This window comes from Diplocloster agilis (assembly GCF_019042275.1).
Lineage (GTDB): Bacteria > Bacillota > Clostridia > Lachnospirales > Lachnospiraceae > Diplocloster > Diplocloster agilis.
The window spans coordinates 105,748-123,771 of the sequence record NZ_JAHQCW010000009.1; the positions used below are offsets into that span (position 1 = coordinate 105,748).

Below are 18,024 nucleotides of genomic sequence, written 5' to 3' on the forward strand. Positions count from 1 at the left end.
TTGATAATTTAAATATAAGTGAATGACTGCCCAAAGTAAATTAAGCACTTTGATGTGGGTAGTTACTTTTATGATACTTCTTTTATAAAGACAGCACGCTTTGCTATAATAGGAATCAAAGCCGCGGCCGTGACGATAGGATAAGGAGGCATACTATGAGCTATCATGAGACTACAACTACAGATCCGTTAACCGGAATGATTCAATTAATCGGCGGACGTTGGAAACTGATGATCATGCGGGAGCTGACAGCCGGTCCGAGGCGCTTCGGCGATCTCAGACGTTCACTGGGAGACATCTCCCAAAAGGTCCTGACTGATGCTCTGCGCACCATGGAGGACGACGGTCTCATCCACCGGGTTGTCTATCCGGAAGTCACTTTACACGTAGAATACTCCCTAACCGCTCTGGGCTACGAGATGACTGCTTTGCTGCGGACTATGACCAGTTGTTATGCAAACTACATCACCTCCGTTGAAAACCTGGAAAGGTCGCCCAAACCATCAGAATCAACCGCTTTCTATAAATCGTCAACTACCGCTGCTACCATAGAGCTTCCTGATTACAAAACCCGAATCCGGACAGCCAAGGCGCTTATGGCGGATGCCGACTATATTATCGCGGGGACCGGTTCTGGAATCAATGTGGCATCCAATATCAATTTATTCGACAAAAAGACCGCAAAACGATTGTTTCCGGCCTACTATGAGCAGGGGTTTAACTGTATTGACGATATGATTAACGCGTTTTCCCAGATATCTCCGGAAAACGAGCTGGCCTACTGGGACTTCTGGTCTGAATACCTCTGGGAATTCCGTTACCGGCATCCGGCATCCCAGGCGCATCTGGATCTGTTTCATATTCTGAAGGACAAGTCTCATTTCGTGGTTTCTTCCAATGCCGACGGGCAGTTAGAAAAGACGGGGCTGGATCTCAAACACATCTATCTGCCTTTGGGAAGCTACTCTTATCTGCAATGTGCATTTTCCTGTGAAGAAAAGGTCTATGATGCACAGCCCTATATTGAAAAAATATTGGCGGATACCGACAGTCGTATCGGCATCCGCCCGGAAAGTATCCCCCGATGTCCGTCCTGCGGTGATTATCTGGTCCCCAACCATTACCGCTGCAGAAATGTGTCTCTGGCCAGCGCCGACCGGTTGGCGCATCGGAAGGATTTTTTATATTTTTTGAATCATTCTCTTGGTAAACGAGTAGTATTTCTGGAAATAGGCTCCGGATTTCGTCTGCAAAATATTATCCGCAGACCCTTCGAAGACTTTACACGGAAAAATGAACGCGCCTGCCTCATACGGATCAATTCCAAATTCCCGCAGATTACCGATGAACGCCTTTTGGAGCAGGCCCTATCCTTTGGTGAAAATGAAGCTGAAGTGCTTCACGATCTGGCTTATGAAGGTCAGCTTACGCCAGCAGATGATGCCCGCGCATAAACCGACGGATAACCGATTCCGCCACAGCTCCTCCCCGAGGCCCATCCTGAGTTACACAATAATTCGCGGCGGCTGTGGCGAACAATCCGGTCTCCATAAGCGTCAACTGGTTCTGTATTCCATACAAGAACGCCGCATTGAAGGTGTCCCCGGCACCGTTCGTATCTTTGACCGCAATATCGTAGATGGGGATTCTAAGGTCCTCATCCCGGGTTTTTATCCGGCATCCGCTGCTGCCGAGGGTTACGACGATGATCTCGGTCCCTTTATTCAATAAATACTCCAGATACTCCTCCTCTTCCAGATCTCCCCTGTTTTGCCGGAAACCGAACTGGTTAAAAAAGAGGATATCCGCCGCTTCTAGGAATCGTCTCTGCTCCGTGGATTCACAGACAAATTCCACGTCCAGCGCAATCCTGGCGCCATGGCGTTTAAAATCCTCAAAAGCAGCCATCGTATCCGGGATGATATATTCCGCCCCCAGCATAGTGTAGATCACGGAAGCGTTCCGGAACAAATCTTCTTGTTCCGGAAGCAAAGGCATTGCCGGCTTACGCGGCATCGCGCACAGTATTGTCTTTTCCTCTCCTGTCACGATAATCAGGCACTTGGAATCTATTTTCTCTTCTGTAAAATTTACATAGCTTGTGTCTATATGATACTGTTCCAAATCCCGCAGCAAATAATCATTCGCCTCGCTGCGGCTTAACACATCGTAAAAAAAGACCTGTCCTCCCAGCGCGCCGCAGACCGACGAAGCGTTGGCCACACTCCCTCCCGGAGTACGGCCTGCCGGTGTGAGCATTGCTTTGTCCCCCATCTGCGGCCAACGGGCCGCCGTATAATATTCATCCATATGGAGTACGCTGACCGCAACGATATAATTATTCGGAATCATATCTAACACCTTCTCTTTCCCTTTGTATCAGTTGGTCACTCTACAGATCTCGTCCGCGAAACCTTCAAAATCAATAAACGGATTCGCTTCTTTTAACGTCTCCACATGGTTACTGCTGATTCCGCTGCTGCCCCTCAGCGCGCCTGCCATAGCGCCTGCCATAATCGCAGTCGTATCAGAGTCATTACCGGAATTAACCGCCATGTATATGGTACGCATAACATCAGCGCCTCCGGCCGCCAGATACCCGAATGCACATGGAATGGATTCATTGGCGTTGAGTCCTGAAACGATCAAATCCGTCATCTCCACAACACATTTTTCAAAATCGTTGGCGTATTTCAGTCCGATCTGTATCGCTAAGTCCATACGTTTCTCCACACTAGCTCCTGCCGAGGGCTGCGCGAACCGCTGCGCCCGACGGTACCCCTCGCCCGCGCCGTACAGGCCTGCTTCTAATACTTCATCCAGCCGCGCGCCTTTCACCATAGCCTGCGCCACCGCCGCCGCTACCGCCGCGGCCCCGGACAGCGCGATCGGATTATAATGGGTAATCTGACACATCACCAGCGCATCGTCGATCGCTTTGTCCACATTTCCGGGATCAAACAATCCTACAATCCACCCTTTCATACCTCCGCCGTTGGTAGCGGTCCGGTTATTGCACAACAGGTAGTCTCTGGACGTATCCATTTTCTTTCCTTCCAGCTGTTCCAGACCACGTCTGGTAGAAGGGCCGCAATAACGCTCATAAAAGATGCGGGTATCTTCCGAATTCTTCCATTCCAGCAAAGCGTCAATTGCCGCCCGCCTGGTTATTCTTCCATGATCCGCGGCAAAGTATTTTCCGGACAAATAGGCGCATGAGAAATCATCCGTCACATATGCCCGGGGCATATCATAAGCGATTGAGTCCGGAAGCGGGATCATATAGTCATATACGAACTCTCCGTTTCCAAAATCCCTTTTAATCAGAGATACCGTACGTGTTTCCAGCGGGCAGCCCATCGCATCGCCTATGGCTGCCGCCAGCAGGCATCCGTATACTTTGTCATATTGATTCATCATGCCGCGCCCTCCTTTTCTGCATTCAGAAAACTGCCGATATCGTCCGCCATTTGCCGCAGATCAAAATGATTCACCCTGTCGATCAGTTCCAGATGTTTTATCGGAAAAACATCCGCTCCATGCATCGCTCCCGTTATATATCCGGTCATACACGCCACAGTATCCGTATCATCTCCGGCATTAACTCCCATAATTATGGACTCCATCGCACGGCCCTTGCATGCTGCGATATGACCGAAGACAGCCGGAATCGCTTCATAAGCATAAATACCACCGCCGATGATATCTGTAATTTCCCCCATAGCTTTATCGAAATCTCCCTGATGCCTCATTCCAATCTGCACCGCCAGCCGGATCTTTTTCACGATATTACCGCCGGCCGCCGGCTGGGCGGTCTTTTCCGCTCTCCGGTATCCTTCTTCCGCTCCGTAGATTCCCGCCTCCAGTATTTCGAGATAAGAGATATTTTCACCAAAAGCGGCCGCAGTAGCTGCCGCGACCGCGCAGGCTGCCGACAGGGATATTACATTATTATGAGTTCCGCTGCACTGGATGATCGCCTCGTCAATAGCGCTGTCCATGTCGCAGGGATTAAAAAGTCCCATCAGACCGGATTTCATGCCGGCCCCATTGGTGGCGCGGGTATTATTGCAGAGCAGCCGGTCTACCTGCACCGGCATTTCCAGAAGAGGAGCGGGCTTCTTCTCTCCTTTCAGCACCGCCAGATATTCATTCGTAGTGGGCCCTACAAATCTGCGGTATATCTCATGTTCGGACCACCGCAGCATGGCCGCTTCCGCGATTTCATGTGTTATCCTGCTCTTTCGCTCCAGCATTTCCTCTGCGGTAAAATAAGCGATGGAAAAATCATCCGTCACCAGCCCCGCCGGTGTTCCTCTGGATAAGTTGTCATCGGGATGTTCTACAAAATCTGTCACCAGTCCGCCAAACCGCTGTTTGATCAGGGCTGTCGTCCTCATTTCTGTGGCCGCCCCCATGGCGTCCCCGACCGCAGCGCCCAAAAGCCCCCCTAAAATCTTATTTTTCCTACTCTCCATACGGCATCTCCTTCTTAATATTTTGGTGTGTTTCTTCTAATTTGAATTGTAAACGGTATGGATGCGTTGGTAAAGTAAGCACTTTGAAGCTATTAGTTACAAAGAGGTAACCAAGTTGTGAAATGAGCGGGGCGTTGTTAATTAGCCTTGGCTAATAATAAGATTTGTGTTATATTGTATTATATCGATTTAATTCTGATTTACAGAAGCTGTCGCTTCAATTTTCCCTATTTAATTTTAATTGCATAAACCTAAATATCCTGGCTAATATATTGAACCAGGCAGCCGGGGGACGTATTTCCCGCCCGCTTCGAGATAAAAAAGGGGGTGGCGCTTATGAGTACATACGAAGAGTTTATGATCATTTTGGCATTTGCTTCTTTGATTGTAGCTATTCTGAATTTTACCCATAAAAAATAGTCGTCCCGGCTCCGACAAAAGTTGAGGACGACTATCCTAGCTAACAACTCGGAGCGGGTGAGATACACTCACCTTCCGGCTGTCTTGTTGAGTATATTATAGACCCAAAAAAACTTCGTGTCAATCAGCGTTTAAACGTTGATTGGCTTAAATAAATATAAATAAATATATTCAACAAGGCAGCCGGGGGACGTATTCCCACCCGCTTCGAAACAAAAGGGGGTGGCGCTTATGAGTACATACGAAGAGTTTATGATCATTTTAGCATTTGCTTCTTTGATTGTATCGATTCTGAATTTTACCCATAAAAAATAGTCGTCCCGGCTCCGCAAAAGTTGAGGACGACTATTCCTTAAAATAACTCGGAGCGGGTGAGATATGCTCACCTTCCGGCTGTCTTGTTGAGTATATTATAGACCCAAAAAAACTTCGTGTCAATCAACGTTTAAACGATGATAGGCTTAAATAAATATATTGAACCAGGCAGCCGGGGGACGTATTCCCACCCGCTTCGAAACAAAAGGGGGTGGCGCTTATGAGTACATACGAAGAGTTTATGATCATTCTAGCATTTGCTTCTTTGATTGTATCGATTCTGAATTTTACCCATAAAAAATAGTCGTCCCGGCTCCAGCAAAAGTTGAGGACGACTATTCCTTAAAATAACTCGGAGCGGGTGAGATATGCTCACCTTCCGGCTGTCTTGTTGAGTATATTATAATCTATAGACACAGCAATGTCAATTTGTTCAGAAAAACCCTTAGAAAAACACCCGTACAAACTCCGGTACTACTCCTGAGGGCCGGCAGTCTTATGTTTGGAGAGCGGCATTACATGGATATTCGCACGCTGTTCGTTCTCTGCCCAGTAGATGTCATCTGCCATCTTCGCTTCCGGATTAAATTCCACACCTTCGAAGATATGCTTCACAAAGGTTTTATATCCGGCACGGTCGATCAGATGTCCGCCGTGAAGGTATTCCGGTTTGTAGTCCAGTGCCCAGGCGGAGAATTTCTGCCAGTTGGCGAACATACCCAGCAGTACGTCTTCCGTCACCCAGTTCAGGAACAGCTTGCCTGCACGGGGATTCTGTTTGCCGGTACGGCCGCCCAGGGTCACCCGGTAGAGCTTCTTCGGGTTTCTGGTCCAGGCGCTGGTGGGACATGCCAGAACGCATTCCGCACAGCCTACACAGCAGCAGGTGTCCTTATCCACTTTGTTGTCTTTGTTCAGGCTCAGAACGCCGGTGGCGTGATGCTCGCAGGCATCCACGCAGGCGCCGCAGCCGATGCATCTGTCATAGTTGTAATCCATCTTATAGATTCCCATGATACCGAAATCATTGAAGTTGGCTTTTACACAGTCATTGGGGCAGCCGGCCACAGCCACTTTGATGTGGTAATGGGACGGGAATACTAATTTCTCGATCTTGCGGGCCAGTTCGGTACTGTTGCAGTTTCCCTTGATACAGTGGGAATTACCGATACAAGCCATGACGTTACGGGCTCCGATGGTAGGATAACCGGTCTCGTCCGCTTCCATATCACAGCCGCACATCTCCTGGTCAACGTCGTGGATATAATCTTTAATATAAGCGTTAACCGCCGGAATGTTCTCGTATTTGATACCGGGGGCGTTCAGGGTCTGACGGGTTCCCAGATGGAAGGTGCCATTTCCCCATTTTTCCGCGATCTCCATAACAACCTTCAGGTACTTGGCATCGATAACTGCGCCGGGAACACGCATCTGCAGCATGAATTCTCCGGGTACCTTGGATTGGCGGAAACAGTTGATTCGTGTCTTCTTAATATCTATATCATGATTCATTCTCTTAACACTCCTTCCCTAGTCCACTAAGTATTTCGCCTGTGTGTAGTTGAAAACGGGGCCGTCCAGACAGACATAGACCTCATCGATCCGGCAGTGTCCGCATTTGCCGATGGCGCAGGACATCTTTCTCTCGAAGGATACCCAGATCTTCTCATCCGGCACACCGCATTTGGCTGCTTCCATGCCTGTAAATTTCATCATTGGCGGCGGCCCTACGATGATTACTTCGTAATTGTCTCCAAAGTCGCCAAAGGGAACCTTAGATACATACTCTGTAACAAAGCCCACGTTCCAATTATCAATCTTATCGCGGTCCAGGGTATAGTAGGTGTTGAATTTGTCTCTCCAGGATTCCAGTTCGCCGCGGAACACGATTCCTTCTTCATTCTTGAAGCCGGCGATCAGCGTTACGCTCTTTGCAAAGCCGGGATCTTCCGCAAATACGCGGAGCATGCTTCTGACAGGAGCCAGTCCGGTTCCTCCTACGATCACGACCACGTTCTTGCCCCTGAACTGTTCAATCGGCCAGCCATTTCCGTAAGGCCCGCGCAGGAACAGCACATCCCCCGGTCTCTTGGCAAAGATCTCTTCGGTTACTTTTCCAACGGAACGGATCGTAAAGTCCAGCCATCCGTCTCCGAAAGCAGATACGGAGATCGGAGCTTCCCCGATCTTCGGAATGGATAACTGCAGGAACTGTCCATGGTCCGGTTTGATATCGGTTTCTACTTTAAAGGTATATTCTAATGCGGTTTCTTTCTTAATTTCCAGTATTTTACACGGGATCGGTTTAATCGGATTATTCATCTTCTCTTCACTCCTTTACTCAGTTGTTTTCCGAGGCCATGATCTCGTCGATCGCCTTGGACATCTTATTAACGGTAGCAGTGATAGAAATGAATTCCGGACATCTGGAAGTACAGCGTCCGCAGCCCACGCACATGTGATAATCCTTAAAACGGGCCTTGTAATCATGGAATTTATGTAATACTTTGTATCTCATTCTCTCAGCTGCAGTGGTTCGGAAGGTATGGCCTCCGGCCATGTCCGCAAAGCCCTTGATCTGACAGGACGCGGTCGTTCTCTTGCGCTCTCCGGCCTCTCCGTTCTCATGATATATGATATCCGTGGTGGTGAAGCAGGTACAGGTGCTGCAGGCTACCGTACAGGAACCGCAGGAAATACAGCGTTTGTTGTACTCTTCCCACATAGGATGAGCTTTTAATTTAGCAAGAACTTCCCTGTTCGGGATCTCTGGAATCTGAAGTTCGATTTCATTTTTCTCAATATAATCCGGCTTAAAGTCTGCCGCCGGCGCTTCCGCAAAGTAAGCATCCAGTTCAGAGTCCTTGATGTCTACCAGAAGGTTCCCGTTTTCGCACCGGACAGCCACGGCATAATCTTCCGCTTTGTTCGCTCCCATGCTGACACAGAAACAGGTGTCCCAGCCCTCGGTACATTCCATCATAACGATCTTTACTCTCTCGTTCATTCTCTCGTAGTACAGATCGGTATAGCCTCCATTGCCCAGGTAGATCTTCTCCTGATGATGCATGGCATTGATGTCACAGGGGCGCATAAAAATCAGTATCGGCCGGGTACTGCATTTGCTCTCCCGGTACTCGTCCTCGGTGAAATAAAACAGTGTCTGACTGATCGGCGCCAATACTTCCTTGGCCGGATAATCGGATTTTTCATCAAATACGATCTCCTCCACCGTGTTGACTTTGTCGTACCGGACGATGTCCGTATCGGAATAACGTCCTCTGCCTTCGAATCTCTTTGGCGCATAGATATCATACTTATCCCAGAGTTTGTCGAAGATCTTGTTTGCCTGTTCAAAGCTTACTTTGTAGCCCATTCTTTACATCCTCCTAATTTCTTCGGTTTGCAATCATACGATTACTGCCGGGTACCGGATCACTAGGCAGTGATCCGAATACCGGTTTCGTATTTCTTATCGTCGATGATAACTCTCACATCGTAGGTTCCGGACAAGCCGGCCTTATTTACCATGGTTCTGGTATTTCTCTCATCGGAATCCAGGAAGGTTCCGCAGCACATAGCCAGATGAGGAACTGCCGTGGTGGAGATGAAGTATCTTCTGGTCTCATTTTCACCTTCCAGCAGAAGCATGACTAACTGGCCTTTTTCAAAACGGGATTTGAAGGTAAAGCGGTCAAATTCCTCGTTCACACTGGCATTGCAGGATTCGGGAAGCAGCTGTCCGGTCACTTCCGCAGGCACATCGGTGTCAAACGTAGGCGTAACGCCCATTTTACCCAGGATCTGGCCTTTGCCCAGTTCCAGATTAATGCCATCCGAATACAGCTTCAACTTCTCCGCCCGGTAATAGTTGCCGGGTACCTGTAATTCCAATTCTTTCTTTCCATTGCAGATTTCCACGGTAATGGTCCGAAGGTCTCCGCCCTGCTGCTTTGCGAATGCACCGAGCAGTTCGGAAGGTTCCCCGTTCATGTACGCGATACCACCGGAATGAATCATATAGTGGCCTTCGTTGTAATATTCTACGTTACAGATATAAGGGGAGAAGAATTCCGCACCTCTTTCCTTCCCATACTGCCATACCTGCTCAATGGTTCTTTCTTTTACGTTAATCTTATATCTGACGCCTCTGGAATAGCTGTCCTTAGCAGACAGATATTCGTCCCGGTTCTTGGAACCGTAATGATGGTTGTCAAAGCACATCACATCGCCGTCGGGAGTGATCACGCAGGCGTGCTGCTCATACTGCCATTCAAAATCATCGCCAACCGGCTTGAAGAAGTATTTGTCCACCCATTCCTGGGGCCAGCCGGTGGGATCACTGATGATCCAGTTTAACTCTCCGCTGTCGTAATCAATGTTCACCATGGAATCCATATGTCTTCCGGAGAAGGTCAGAGAGTTGGTGTTTTTATCATACCATACGGCGTTGTTGTGGAACCAGTCCTCGTCGGACCAGCTGCCGGATTTTCCGAGTCCCGGCTGTAAAAATTTCTTATAATCCCAGGTCTTCAGGATCTCGCCGGTGTTGCGGTCAATCAGCACGCACATGTCTTCCACGGTGTCTCCCTGGAAATCATCGGTCAGCACCAGAAGGTTGCCGTCTTCCATCTCGAACTCATCGTGATGATAACCGCCGGGCAGACGGTATTCTTTATAAATTTTTCCGCAGGGGCTGATTTCATAGAGTCCGGACATGTAGTAAGGCATTTTGATCAACCGGTGGGAACCCATGATCAGGTTGCCGTTTTTCAATCTCTTAACGTCAAATACGCAGGCGACGTTCATATGCCAGCGGGCATCCCCGGCATAGTCAAAACCGGACGCCAGATCTTCACCGGCGGGAGACACCAAAATGATATTGTCCTGCAGATATTCAGGTGTGGTCTCCATGGAATAAACCGGCTTAACTCCATTATATACGTCGGGCGTCTGAATTTCAACCACTGTAGTCCGGCCCTGGTAAGCGCTGATTTCCACTTTATTCGTGTAATCCGAGTACAGGCCTACGATTGGCAGCACATGGGTCTTCGCTCTGGGGAACGTATGGTAAATATTGGCCTGCGGTGTTTTTCCCAGGACAGTGACTTTGATCGCGGTTTCTTCCTCTGTTTTGAACAGAACAACAGCGGAAAGCGGGTTCACAAGGTATGCATTATACTTGACCAGCGGATTGTCCAAGGTATAATTTCCCGCTTCCAGCTCAGCCAGCATTGCCTGCTCTGCTGCATATTGCTGTTCAATAAGGTGTTCTGTAAACTTATAGGTAATCTGTTCAGACATAGGTAATATCCTCCTCTTAATGGTTGCATCCGGCTATACGCCGCATTTGTTTTATCTACTTATTTATGTTCCTGGATCATTTTGATAATGGCGGGTTTTTGCTGAAGTCCCTGCATTCTGGCGACTTCCGAGCCCTCCTTTAACAGAATCAGGGTCGGGTACCCGGTTACTCCATACTCCGCGGTCAGATCCTTGTTCTGGTCAAAATCCACTTTCAGGATTTTCAGATCGTCTCCGAATTCCTTTTCCACATCGTTTAATACAAAGGATAACATCTTACAGGGGCCGCAGGTGGTGGAGAAGAAATCCGCCAATACCAGCCCGTCGTTTACGGTTTCTTTGAATTCTGCACTGCTTACTTCTTTTAACATACTTTTCATCCTTTCCTTATTATTGTCTGTTTTTTTAGACATCCAGGTATACCCGTAGGGTGTTTCCTTATTTTTGTCTGTTCCTATTTTCTTGTAGAAGGCAGTACATACCGTCTCCGGCTGTGCTGCCTTATTATGATAATCTTATCTGCTTAATCTTTCCACATAATGGGAAGCTTCCTGCGCCGCGATCGCTCCATCGGAGCACGCGGTAATCACCTGTCTTAGGTTCTTGGTGATACAGTCTCCTGCGCCGTAGATTCCGGGAATATTGGATTCCATTTTGTCATTCACGGTTATATAGCCAAAATCATTCAGCAGTCCGGTATCTTTTAAGAACTCCGTCGTAGGCGTCAGGCCGATATATTCGAACACGCCGTCGCAAGCCACCGTATTTTCTTCTCCGGTCTTGGTCGATTTGAAGTAAACTCCCTCCAGTTTACTCTCACCTTTGAATTCCAGAATGTCCTGATACGGATAAATCTTTACATTCTCCATTGCACGGAGTTTATCACAAGCCATGGGATCAGCAGTCAGATCAAACATAGTAACGATGGTCAGCGATTTTACGATACCCGCCAGGAAGATGGACTCTTCCACCGCTGAATTTCCTCCCCCGATCACTACCACATCTTTATCCCGATACTGAGCGCCATCGCAGATCGCACACCAGCTGATGCCGTTTCCGCGGAATTTATCTTCTCCCGGTATGTTCAGGCATCTGGGTCTGGTTCCCGTTGCGATAATCACCGAACTGGCCGTGTAGACCGCGTCATCTTCCACACAGCAGATAACCTTTTCGTTACCTTCGCTGCGGATCTCCTTTACCGTCTTGTAGTCGAACTCCACCTGGAAATCCTGGGTGTGCTGGAACATCTTATAAGCCAGCTCCGCGCCGTTGACGGAACCTACACCCGTGTAATTCTGGATCTCGTTGGTGTTGATAATCTGTCCGCCGGGCGCCAGTTTATCCAGCATTAACACCTTCATGTCCGCTCTGGCCGCATAGATCGCTGCCGTCATCCCCGCGGGACCTGCCCCTACAATTACTACATCATACTGTGCCATTTTAATAACCCCTTTCTTACATGCTTTGTCCATCTTTATTGCTATTACCATATTCTATTATATTATAGTCGGGGGTAATTACTATAACCTGTGTTAAATGTCGAAATTTTTTTATTTTATGACCGCCGCCAGAAAATTGGTGACAGGAATTCCGATGATCAGTACCAGAAGCAGTTCCAGTCCCACATAGGTCAGGGTGTATTTATATACATCTCCGGAGGGAACCCACTCCTTATTGCCATGAAGAATCGCCGCGAACGGTGATGCCGCAGGGGTGATGGCCGCCGATAGCAGTACGAAGAAGATCATGATCATGACGATCGGCACCGCATTGGCCCCTGTAGCCATGCAGTAGGTAAGGATAACCGGCTGCAGGATCATACCGATTACCAGGCTGTTGCACAGATTGGTCAGCAGCACCGCCACGATAAGAATCACAACCGTAAATACCATGGGGCTCATACCGTTAAAGAGCGGTGATAACGTCAGGTTTAAGAATGCCGTAATACCGGTAGATTCATTCGTCATAACGCTTCCGATCAATATGGCTGCGGAACATAGGAAAAAGGTCGACCAGCTGAAATCCTTAGCGAACACACCGGTAATGTTCAAAGCCGGTTTGCCGTCAATCTGGATTGCCGCCAGCACCGCCGCTACCAATACACCCAGGCCTGGTGTATTTTCCGACAGAAACGCCATTCCGGGTATCGTCTTAGGTAAAACGCTGGGCAGAAGCATGGCAATAATCAGGATGATGAATCCCCATGATACGACCTTCTGCTGTGCATTCAGCGGCGGAAGCGGATTCTTTTTCAGCATCTCCACATTCAGGGACTTCAGCTTGCTTACATCCGGCCGGAACACAAACTTGGAGAGCAGGATTACCGCTATAATCAGCAAAATGCCCATGAATAATGTTGTAAACAGATACGCGCCGTCGTTTATTATAATCGCGGTACCGGTAGCTGCTTCCGAGATCGCCTTAAAATTACCGATCAGGGCCAGACCGTTGTTCATGTAAGGAGCTACCGGGAAGCCGATCAGCGTGGCTATCACAACCAGGATAAGCGCAATTTTCGGATATTTTTCACCTTTCTGAAATCCGACTTCCTCGAAAATGTCATACAAAACAGGCCAGAACAAGAAGATAGGGGCAAACGGGGACACGAAGGCCGCCATCAGGAAGCAGCCGATACAGATCATCATGGTAAACATCCAGGGTCTGCCGTTGGTGATTTTCCGTGTCAGGAAAAACCGCCCTATGTACATCGTAATTTTATTTGTGACCAACGCACCTGCCAGAAGCATCAGAAACAGCATCTGGATAACCGTCACATTCCCCATGAATTCTACCAGCAGCGCCGCCATCGGCTTATAACTGGACAGACCGATCATGGCTACGGACATCAGGCTGCTCCATAGGGGATCTACCGTGGTCCACAGGTATAACGTTCCAATGAATATTCCGATAATTTCCATACCGACCGGCGTCACTTCCGGAAGAGAAATCGGCAGAAACCGGAACAGGATCATGATTGCGACACCGATCGCTGAATGGATCATCGTTGTGTTGACCGATTTTTTTTGGGGAACTTGTTTAGACATACTGTTAATCTCCTTTATCACATGTTTTTAATCGTTAAATTTGTAACAAACAGGGGCAAAAAAAATGGGTTGACGAAATCTTGCCTGATTTTCTTCCCCTGGAGATACAATTTTAACAAAAATTCACGATAAAACTTCTTAAGATTAAGTCGATGTTAACATATTCATAGCGTCAAAAAAATAACCCAGGTTATAATTCTGTAGTATTTTTTCAGAAATAAATATGGTAAAATATATAATGGCAGTGCTTAAAAAGCATCCATGATCGTACACATTCGTTTACAGGGAGGAGGACCGGACATAAATGTCCGTCTACCTTATATAAATGTATAACCTATGCTTGAAGGAATGGATGGACCCGTGGAGGTAATTATGTTTGAGAAAACTAATATTGAAAAACTATATAAATATGGTATGAAAGTACAAGTCAAAAAAGACACCTACCTTTATAATGCAAACAGCGGCACCAACGAACACAGCGCTTTTCTTCTGGAGGACGGCCTCTGCGCGCTGCAGAGTCTGACCCGGGATGGGGAGGAGAAGATCTATCTCTACTTCGATTCAAAGCGGATCATCGGTTTTGCTCAGATTATGAGACGCATGTTATTTCAGTCGGAAGAAGGCGCGCAATATAAAACTTATTCCATCGTGGCCAAAACAGACTGTACGTTGTACCGCATCAGCGATATCGATTTTTTCCGTCTTGTTAAAGAGGACCAGGAGTTTAATCTGTTTTTACTGCGCATCCTGACCAAAAACTACCTGGATATTCTGGACCGCTATCACCAGATCCAGGAAGAATCCGCCGCCGTCCGGCTTTGCCGCCTGATCCTGGAATTTTCCGTAGACAAGCAGGGGAAAAAGATCCTGCCGAAATACTTTAATTATATTGAGCTGTCCAAGTACCTGGGGATCCATCCGGTGACGGTTTCCCGCATTATGGGTAAGTTAAAACAGTACGGGTTTATCTCAAAGGACGGTCACAGTGTTGTGCTGGAAAATGAGAAACAGCTCCGGGACTTTATCGAATCGGGGCAGGACGTGGAGTATTGATTTTTTTGAGGGCCGGGGTTGAAGTATCGGGGCGGCGGGAACCCTTCCGTCAAACCCGGTTCGGCCCCGGCGTCTGGGCAAAAATCCCCTGCATGTAAAAGCAACCTCATGAACAGATCCGGGAGCCTCTGAAAACAGGTAAAATGCCGGCGTGTGAGCCGGCATTTTACCTTGAGTCTCCCTCCTCTATTCGGCCATGCTTTTACATGCAGGGGATTTTTGCCCAGACGCCGGGGCCGGACCGGGTTTGACGGAAGGGCTCCCGCCGCCCCGATACTTCAACTCCTGCTTTAAATCAGGCTGATTTGGTTGGGTTACGTTTTTCCACTCCGTTATGTATTTATTACGTATACGATTGGGCATACGGGGGGTGTAGAGTTGTGTGTCCCGGGCTGCGTTTTGTATTTGCTCACGGGTCCACAGGCCGATGTGGACCGCGGCTACGCAGGCGGCGCCGTAGGCCGATATCTCGGGGTGGCAGTTACGGGAAATCGGTTGGCCGAAAAGGTCAGACTGGAACTGCATTAGAAATTGATTATTGCTGACTCCTCCGTCTGCTTGGATGCGGCTTGTCCTTATGTTAAAAGTTTTTTCTGCTTCTGCTTTCAGATCCGCCACCTGATAGGCAATACTTTCCAGAACAGCTCTGGCTAACAGGGCTGAGGGAATCTTGGGAAATGTGCCGTTTGCGGCTTCGGATGTGAGATATATGCCCTGGTTGTCTGACAGGGATGATGCTAGTTCTGCGGTTTCTTCCGGGGTTTTTACGATGCCTTCCCGGATCAGTTTCTGGATCTGAGCTCCCGCAAACGGTACAGTGCCTTCCCAGATATACATCCGGCCGTTTCGGGTGTCCCAGGCCAATGCAGCGCCGGGGGATTTGTTAGAGCCCAGATTATAGACGACGGACACGCCCGTACCGTAGGTGATCTTCAGGTCTCCCCTGTTCCAACAGCCTTCCCCGAAGAGGGCGGCGCTGCTGTCACCAATCACCCCGCATATGGGGATGCCGGCGGCAGGACCTTCTTCTACGATCCCGTAATCGGCATCGTTTTTCCGTATAGGAGGCAGTATCTGCGCGGGAATGTGATAGTGGTCCAGAAGAGATCGGTTCCAATTGCCCGAACCCGCATCATACATGCCTGAGATGTCTGCATTAGTAATATCTGTGGCGTGGCATTTTCTGTTGGTCAGATTATAGATGAGCCAGGTTTCCATGGTTCCGAACAGGACTTCCTGATTCTGTGCGCGGGCATGAAGAGCGGGATCCGCTTTCAGGATGGCGGCCAGCCTGTCCGGGATTTCTTCCCCTCTTTGATCCTGCCATCCGATTACCGGGGTGAGCGGGATGCCTGTCTCTTTTTCCCAGAGCAGGAACGCTCCTGTCTGCACGGATATTCCGATGGCCGCGATATTATTCCGGCAAGCAGGACTTTGGCTGATTACGCCGGCCATGGTTTGCTGCATTGCATGGACCAGCTGTACAGGGTCCTGTTCGACACGGCCGTCTTCCCAGTATCGGATGTCATTATTCACCGATGACCGGCCCAGGATTTTCCCATTTTCCCCGAACAGAACCGCTTTTGTAGAGGATGTCCCCTGATCTAATGCCAGTATTATTTTCATAAGGTACTCCAGAATTCTTTTGTGTTTTCGGCGATAGATTCTTCATCCAGACCATAGTAGGGGAACAGATCGCAGGTTTCTCCTGCCACCACATGGCCCTCCGGGATTCCCATTATTTTCATGGGAACAGGACAATTCTGTACCGTATACTCCGCCACCGCGCCTCCGAGGCCTCCATGAATACTGTGTTCTTCCAGGGTTACAATCCCTTTCGTCTCCTGAGCCGCCGCTTGGACGGCTTCTTCGTCCAGGGGCTTTATGGTATGCATGTCCAGTACCCGGACTGATATTCCGCAGGCTTCCAGCTTTTTTGCCGCTGTCAGAGCCGGACATACCAGCTCCCCGGCTGCGATCATGGTCAGGTCCCGTCCTTCTTTCAGACAGATCGCTTTTCCCAGCCGGAATTTCTTCCGGTCTTCTTCCGTATAGATGTCTTCCACTTCATTTCTGCCCATTCTCATGTAGACCGGACCTTTTGTCCGAGCGATGGCCTGGGTCATCCATCTGGTTTCCCTTGCATCGGCCGGGACTAATACCGTGATGTTTTCCATGGGACGTATGGCCGCCAGATCATGTATCGCGTGGTGGGACCCCCCCAAAGCTCCGTAGCTTAGGCCGCCGCTTACCCCGCATATTTTGACGTTGGTGTTGGAATAGGCTGCGTCTACTTTGATCTGTTCCAGGCTTCTTGCACTTAAAAACGGAGCGGGCGCGCATACAAAGGGAATCAATCCGCAGGTGGAAGCCCCCGCCGCCACGCCTACTTCATTTTGTTCTGCGATCCCCACTTCTATGAACTGCTCCGGAAGTTCTTCCACGAACTTGTTCAAAGCAGCCGATCCCCGTGCATCCGAGGTCAGGGCCACGATCCTGGAATCCTCTTTCGCAAGTTCCAGCAGCGTGTCTGTAAATGCTTTTCTGCAGGTATGTTTCATGCCTCTCCCCCCTTATCCGGCTTCCCCAGTTCCCTTAACGCCTGTTCGTATTCCGCCTGGTTTAATGTTCCATGATGCCATTTTACATTGTTCTCCATAAAGGAGATCCCCTTCCCCTTTACTGTGTCCGCAAGTATAAGCTTGGGTTTTCCGTTTACTTTCTGAAGCCTGTCGAAGGCTTTTAATACTTTGTCCATGTCATTTCCGTCTACCTGCTCCACCTCGAAGCCGAACGCCTGCCACTTATCCTTCAAAGGTTCCAGCTTCATAACCTGCTCCGTGGGGCCGCTGATCTGAAGCGTGTTCCGGTCCAGTATCGCATATAGGTTGTCCAGTCTGTAGTTGGAGGCAAACATCGCGGCCTCCCAGATGGAACCCTCCGCCTGTTCGCCGTCTCCCATCAGGCAGTAAACCCGATAATCTTTCTTCTGCATTTTCCCGGCCTTGGCCATTCCGCAGGCCGAACTTAAGCCGTGGCCCAGCGCCCCTGTGTTCATCTCCACTCCCGGGATCTCCCGGTTCGGATGGCCGATCAGCCGTGTCTGAAATTGGGAAAATGTCTTTAACTCCTCCTTTCGGATATAGCCTTTGTCCGCCAGTATATTATAATACCCTTCCACACAATGCCCTTTGCTCAGCACAAACCGGTCTCTGTCCGGGTCCTTGGGTTTACCGGGATCTGTATTCATGATCTGATAGAAAAGGGCGGTCAATATGTCGCAGCAGGATAACGCGCCGCCTATATGGCCTGCTTCGCTTTCATAAATCATGGTGAGTATTCCCCTGCGAATTTCTTTTGCCTTATTTTCCAGTTCTTTCACCGTCATCTTTCTTCCCTCCATTCAATGT

At 48.9% G+C, this 18,024-nt stretch carries 18 protein-coding genes; 5 read left to right on the forward strand and 13 right to left on the reverse strand.

Features of this window, described 5'->3' with window-relative positions:
* The first annotated feature begins 155 nt into the window (after positions 1-155).
* Positions 156-1,454, forward strand: coding sequence for a winged helix-turn-helix transcriptional regulator (locus KTH89_RS24960; protein ID WP_330656659.1), 1,299 nt, complete (start codon positions 156-158; stop codon positions 1,452-1,454).
* On the opposite strand, the gene KTH89_RS07685 is transcribed toward KTH89_RS24960, so the two are convergent.
* Genes KTH89_RS07685 through KTH89_RS07695 form a run of 3 tightly spaced genes read right to left on the reverse strand, consistent with a single transcriptional unit; the run spans position 1,426 to position 4,478 of the window.
* Positions 1,426-2,352, reverse strand: a complete 927-nt coding sequence (locus KTH89_RS07685) for a carbohydrate kinase family protein (protein WP_238721279.1) — start codon at positions 2,350-2,352, stop codon at positions 1,426-1,428. The genes KTH89_RS24960 and KTH89_RS07685 overlap by 29 nt on opposite strands.
* 27 nt (positions 2,353-2,379) lie before the next feature.
* On the reverse strand, positions 2,380-3,420 hold the full coding sequence (locus KTH89_RS07690) for an ADP-ribosylglycohydrolase family protein (protein WP_238721280.1): 1,041 nt from the start codon (positions 3,418-3,420) through the stop codon (positions 2,380-2,382).
* The gene (locus KTH89_RS07695) at positions 3,417-4,478 is read right to left on the reverse strand and encodes an ADP-ribosylglycohydrolase family protein (RefSeq protein WP_238721281.1); all 1,062 of its coding nucleotides are present in this window, start codon (positions 4,476-4,478) and stop codon (positions 3,417-3,419) included. The genes KTH89_RS07690 and KTH89_RS07695 overlap by 4 nt, the downstream gene beginning before the upstream one ends.
* Positions 4,479-4,814: 336 nt before the next feature.
* Here KTH89_RS07695 and KTH89_RS25190 point away from each other — a divergent pair, with 336 nt between their 5' ends.
* The 3 genes from KTH89_RS25190 (at position 4,815) to KTH89_RS25200 (ending at position 5,517) form a co-directional block, all read left to right on the forward strand.
* Positions 4,815-4,898, forward strand: a complete 84-nt coding sequence (locus KTH89_RS25190; protein WP_408626298.1) for a putative holin-like toxin — start codon at positions 4,815-4,817, stop codon at positions 4,896-4,898.
* A 231-nt stretch (positions 4,899-5,129) separates the two neighbouring features.
* Positions 5,130-5,213: a putative holin-like toxin gene (locus KTH89_RS25195; RefSeq protein WP_408639959.1), complete on the forward strand. Its 84-nt coding sequence runs from the start codon at positions 5,130-5,132 to the stop codon at positions 5,211-5,213.
* 220 nt (positions 5,214-5,433) lie between these two features.
* Positions 5,434-5,517: a putative holin-like toxin gene (locus KTH89_RS25200; RefSeq protein WP_408639959.1), complete on the forward strand. Its 84-nt coding sequence runs from the start codon at positions 5,434-5,436 to the stop codon at positions 5,515-5,517.
* A 170-nt stretch (positions 5,518-5,687) separates the two neighbouring features.
* Here KTH89_RS25200 and asrC read toward each other — a convergent pair whose 3' ends face one another.
* The 7 genes from asrC to KTH89_RS07730 form a co-directional block, all read right to left on the reverse strand.
* Positions 5,688-6,725, reverse strand: a complete 1,038-nt coding sequence (gene asrC, locus KTH89_RS07700; RefSeq protein WP_158347187.1) for a sulfite reductase subunit C — start codon at positions 6,723-6,725, stop codon at positions 5,688-5,690.
* Positions 6,726-6,743: 18 nt separating this feature from the next.
* Positions 6,744-7,535 (reverse strand): anaerobic sulfite reductase subunit AsrB, encoded by a 792-nt coding sequence (gene asrB, locus KTH89_RS07705; protein WP_158347188.1) that lies wholly within the window; start codon positions 7,533-7,535, stop codon positions 6,744-6,746.
* Positions 7,536-7,554: 19 nt separating this feature from the next.
* Complete coding sequence (gene asrA, locus KTH89_RS07710; protein WP_158347189.1) at positions 7,555-8,589, reverse strand: anaerobic sulfite reductase subunit AsrA; 1,035 nt, start codon at positions 8,587-8,589, stop codon at positions 7,555-7,557.
* Between the two features lie 62 nt (positions 8,590-8,651).
* The gene (locus KTH89_RS07715) at positions 8,652-10,517 is read right to left on the reverse strand and encodes an aryl-sulfate sulfotransferase (RefSeq protein ID WP_238721282.1); all 1,866 of its coding nucleotides are present in this window, start codon (positions 10,515-10,517) and stop codon (positions 8,652-8,654) included.
* Between the two features lie 59 nt (positions 10,518-10,576).
* The gene (locus tag KTH89_RS07720) at positions 10,577-10,888 is read right to left on the reverse strand and encodes a thioredoxin family protein (protein ID WP_158347191.1); all 312 of its coding nucleotides are present in this window, start codon (positions 10,886-10,888) and stop codon (positions 10,577-10,579) included.
* Between the two features lie 144 nt (positions 10,889-11,032).
* On the reverse strand, positions 11,033-12,007 hold the full coding sequence (locus tag KTH89_RS07725; protein ID WP_317251466.1) for an NAD(P)/FAD-dependent oxidoreductase: 975 nt from the start codon (positions 12,005-12,007) through the stop codon (positions 11,033-11,035).
* 60 nt (positions 12,008-12,067) lie between these two features.
* The gene (locus KTH89_RS07730) at positions 12,068-13,561 is read right to left on the reverse strand and encodes an SLC13 family permease (protein ID WP_238721284.1); all 1,494 of its coding nucleotides are present in this window, start codon (positions 13,559-13,561) and stop codon (positions 12,068-12,070) included.
* 372 nt (positions 13,562-13,933) lie between these two features.
* Between KTH89_RS07730 and KTH89_RS07735 the strand changes: the two genes are divergently transcribed.
* Complete coding sequence (locus KTH89_RS07735; protein WP_238721285.1) at positions 13,934-14,614, forward strand: Crp/Fnr family transcriptional regulator; 681 nt, start codon at positions 13,934-13,936, stop codon at positions 14,612-14,614.
* Positions 14,615-14,800: 186 nt separating this feature from the next.
* Here KTH89_RS07735 and KTH89_RS07740 read toward each other — a convergent pair whose 3' ends face one another.
* Genes KTH89_RS07740 through KTH89_RS07750 form a run of 3 tightly spaced genes read right to left on the reverse strand, consistent with a single transcriptional unit; the run spans position 14,801 to position 18,002 of the window.
* Positions 14,801-16,240, reverse strand: coding sequence for an FGGY family carbohydrate kinase (locus tag KTH89_RS07740; protein WP_238721286.1), 1,440 nt, complete (start codon positions 16,238-16,240; stop codon positions 14,801-14,803).
* Positions 16,237-17,175 (reverse strand): transketolase family protein, encoded by a 939-nt coding sequence (locus KTH89_RS07745; protein ID WP_238721287.1) that lies wholly within the window; start codon positions 17,173-17,175, stop codon positions 16,237-16,239. The genes KTH89_RS07740 and KTH89_RS07745 overlap by 4 nt, the downstream gene beginning before the upstream one ends.
* On the reverse strand, positions 17,172-18,002 hold the full coding sequence (locus KTH89_RS07750; protein WP_238721288.1) for a transketolase: 831 nt from the start codon (positions 18,000-18,002) through the stop codon (positions 17,172-17,174). Before KTH89_RS07750 ends, KTH89_RS07745 begins: the two co-directional genes overlap by 4 nt.
* Positions 18,003-18,024 lie beyond the last annotated feature (22 nt).